This is a genomic window from Thalassoglobus neptunius (genome assembly GCF_007859735.1).
Lineage (GTDB): Bacteria > Planctomycetota > Planctomycetia > Planctomycetales > Planctomycetaceae > Thalassoglobus > Thalassoglobus neptunius.
Window position 1 is genome coordinate 1 of sequence record NZ_SIHI01000114.1, and the last position, 3,533, is coordinate 3,533.

At 54.7% G+C, this 3,533-nt stretch carries 2 protein-coding genes; both read left to right on the forward strand.

Annotated features, from left to right (window positions below; translation table 11 throughout):
- Window positions 1-209 precede the first annotated feature (209 nt).
- Window positions 210-2,237 carry a DUF1592 domain-containing protein gene (locus tag KOR42_RS25915; RefSeq protein ID WP_146512698.1) on the forward strand — a complete coding sequence of 676 codons (2,028 nt, stop codon included), beginning with the start codon at window positions 210-212 and terminating at the stop codon, window positions 2,235-2,237.
- Window positions 2,238-2,264: 27 nt separating this feature from the next.
- Entirely contained in the window at window positions 2,265-3,410 is a 1,146-nt protein-coding gene (locus tag KOR42_RS25920) for a DUF1552 domain-containing protein (RefSeq protein WP_146512699.1), read from the forward strand.
- The last annotated feature ends 123 nt before the right edge of the window (window positions 3,411-3,533 follow it).

The window sequence follows — 3,533 nt, forward strand, 5'->3', positions numbered from 1 at the left end:
TGATGCGACATGCCCGGACTCCGTTCCGAGATGACAAAGGAACTTGTGTGACAACAATGCCTTACGTCATCACAACATTTCCATCAAGACGTCTTTTGATACAACACTAAAAAGGTTAACGGCGTTGAGTGTCTCCCGTTCATATCCAGCGTTACTTAGAGGCAGCAGACCTTGCATTGGAGGCCGCCATCTCACGCAAACCCCGACCCATGTCGGAAAAAAAGAGGCTGCACTACTCGCGCAAATCGGAAGTGCGTTTCTTCGGTCAGAAAGCCCAGCGTCGAATGCTCGTTGTTGAGGATGGAGAGTTACGTTTTTTCTCCGAGCCAGCGAACGATAAGCCCGCCTATCTCGATCAATTTTCTCGCATCACTCGGAAGCGACCGGGCCGATATAAAGTTCGCGTCGCCGCGCGCACTCTTGATTCTCAAGGAGAGAAACTCACCTTCGAAGTACGCACCGCCAGCAATAAACAACGTCTTGGCATCGAGACGATCGCCTGGTGTGACGCGTCTGGCGACGATTATGGAATCTATCAAACAGAATCAACATTCCAACCTGGCGAGACGATTATCATTGCGCCGTACCGACTCAATGACATGCGGCGTCAGCGCGGGCTTAGCCAGTACGCGCCCGGTGACGCTCCGCGTATCCGCGACCGAGTGAACCAACCCGATAATCTACCGCCACCCAAAGGGCTTGCTCTTGGGATCGGCTGGATCGAAGTCGAAGGGCCCATCGTCGAACAATGGCCGTCCCTGGGGCATCAACGTCTTTTCGGCAAAGTCCCACTGGTTCCTTTTGGGGAGCTTCCCGCAGAGATCAAGACGCCAGGCTCGCTCAATGAGTTTCGTGAAAGCCGTGATCTCACTCCTCACTCCGAGCAGCCAAAGAAGGATGCACGCCTCCTTCTGGCGGACTTTCTGCCCCGCGTTTTTCGGCGTCCAGTGGATGACGCATCGCTGCAAGCCTACGTGGATATTGCGAACTCCCGTCTCGACAGTGGTGAATGCTTTGAATCCGCCATGATGGTTTCCTATCGAGCTGCTCTTTGTTCTCCAGAATTCTTGTTTCTGATCGGCAATGAAGGGCCGCTAGACGATCATGCGTTGGCCTCTCGACTCGCTTATTTTCTCTGGCGAAGCGCTCCGGATGAGCGACTGCGCCAGCTTGCGAATGATGGGCGGCTTAGCGAACCGGAAGTTCTACATCGCGAAACCGACCGTCTTCTCGCCTCGCCCCGATCCAGCGCGTTCGTGAACGACTTCGTTGATCAATGGCTCCACCTCCGAAAGATCTTTGCCACACAACCAGATAAACGCCGTTATCCGGAGTTCTATGTTCAGGAAGGCGGACGAAACTTCAAGGACGACCCCCTTCTGGTTCACGCCATGATTGAAGAGACGCGGCTCTTCTTCACGGATCTCCTTCAGAACGACGGGAACCTGCTTCAATTTATCGATTCTGACTTCACTTATCTCAATGACCGGTTGGCCCGGTTTTATGACTTGCCTGAGGTTGACGGCTCCGCGTTGAAACGCGTTTCCCTTCCGGAGCGAAGTGTGCGCGGTGGAGTTCTCACACAAGCCAGCGTCCTAAAGGTCACCGCCAATGGAACACGCACATCTCCTGTACTCCGGGGTGTCTGGGTGTTGGAGAACATTCTTGGTCGCAAGCCACTTCCCCCGCCGCCGGACGCGGGTAGCATCGATCCCGACACACGCGGTACAACGACGATACGCGAACAGCTCAAAAAACATCAGAACAGCGAGACCTGTGCTTCCTGCCATCGACAGATCGATCCTCCCGGGTTTGCACTTGAGAGCTTCGATCCGGCCGGGCAATGGCGGAAGGTTTACCGGACACTTGATGGTGTGGAAAAAGTCAAGAGACACCGCCCGCAGCCACCTCCAGCGCCCGGCGTGAAACTGCGCGGTCGCGATATCCTCGGCCCTTTGCCTTACCTCCCAGCTGAACCTGTGGATGCCTCCGGAAAACTATTGAACGGGGAAATCTTCAGCGGTATCCGCGATTTCAAAGCGATCTTGCTACGCGAACCGAAGATCATCTCTCGAAACCTTGCTGCCAAGCTTCTCACCTTTGCCACGGGACGACGTTCCGAACCAGGTGACCTACTTGAATTAGACCGTCTTGTCGCTGAAATCGAAAAGAATGACTACGGCTTACGATCGCTCATTCACGAACTTGTCCAAAGCCATCTTTTCCTTGCTCGCTAGAACAACCTTCAACCCAAGTGCCGTTCTATGAATCGCTCAATAAATCGCCGAACCTTTCTCCGAACCTCCGGTATTTGTCTTGGGCTTCCCTTTCTCGAATCGATGACCCCGTCGGCGGCAGCCGCTTCGACAGTCAAGCCGCCGATGCGCCTTCTGATTATTGGAACGCCATTCGGATTTGATCCTCCAGAATTTGTTCCCACGACCACCGGGCGGGATTACGAGTTAACCCCATACCTAAAAAATCTGGCCGATCACCGCGACGATCTAACGTTGATTACAGGGACCAGCCATCCAGACTCCGGCGCCGCTCACCAGTCGGAGGTCGTGTTGCTCAGTGGCGCGCCCTATCCCGACAGCTCATTCAACCTGAAGAACACGATATCGATCGATCAGGAATTTGCATCGCATTTCCGGGGCCAGACTCGCTACAGTAGCCTTGTGCTCAGCACCGGAGGGCACTTCCCTGTCCCCAGCATTTCCATTACCGCCAACGGGGTGCCCATTCCACCAGAGGAAAGCCCATCGAAGATTTTCGCGAGTCTCTTTCTTGGAGGCAACGCCGAGGAAAAAATGCGGGAGCTGGATCGCATTCGCGAAGGACGCAGCCTGCTGGATTTCGTGGGCGAACGGGCCAAGCGGCTCTCGCGCCAAGTCAGTTCGGACGACAGAGATCGATTGGAGGAATACTTCACCTCGGTGCGCGACGTGGAAAAACAACTTCAAATGTCTCGAGAATGGGTCCATCGCCCAAAACCAACCGTACCGGGCAAACCGCCCAAAGACATCGAAGGCCCAGGCCAGCAGGGGAGCAAGTTGAAGCTGATGCTGGACATGACCCGTCTTGCCTTGGTGACCGACTCGACCCGATCCATCTGCCTCCGCACGTTCGGAGATCATCACTCGCTCACTCATCATGGCCGGGAAACAGAAAAGGTAACACAGCTTCAAAAAGTGGAAACGGAACTCATACAGTCATTCTCATCCCTCTTGGACCAACTGAAGACGAGTCGAGAAAGCACGGGGGAGCGGTTGCTCGACAACACCATGGTCTTGCTCACAAGCAACATGCGAGACGGTAATTCCCACAAGTGCTGGGACGCGCCTGCCATTCTCGCGGGAGGCGGATTCAAACATGGAAGCCACATCTCCTTCCATCCCGAATGGATGTAAGCGCATGGTGAACTACGGGGTGTTGGCTTTGGTTTCGCGTTCTTGTTTTCTTCTTTCGGCGATGTTCCAGCGGTGTTGGGGGTGCGTTGCCAGCCAGTGGTTGGGGAGTAACGATTCGACATT

Coding starts and splice junctions, on each gene's coding strand:
- KOR42_RS25915 (WP_146512698.1), top strand. CDS start 210: ATGTCGGAAAAAAAGAGGCTGCACTACTCGCGCAAATCGGAAGTGCGT.
- KOR42_RS25920 (WP_146512699.1), top strand. CDS start 2,265: ATGAATCGCTCAATAAATCGCCGAACCTTTCTCCGAACCTCCGGTATT.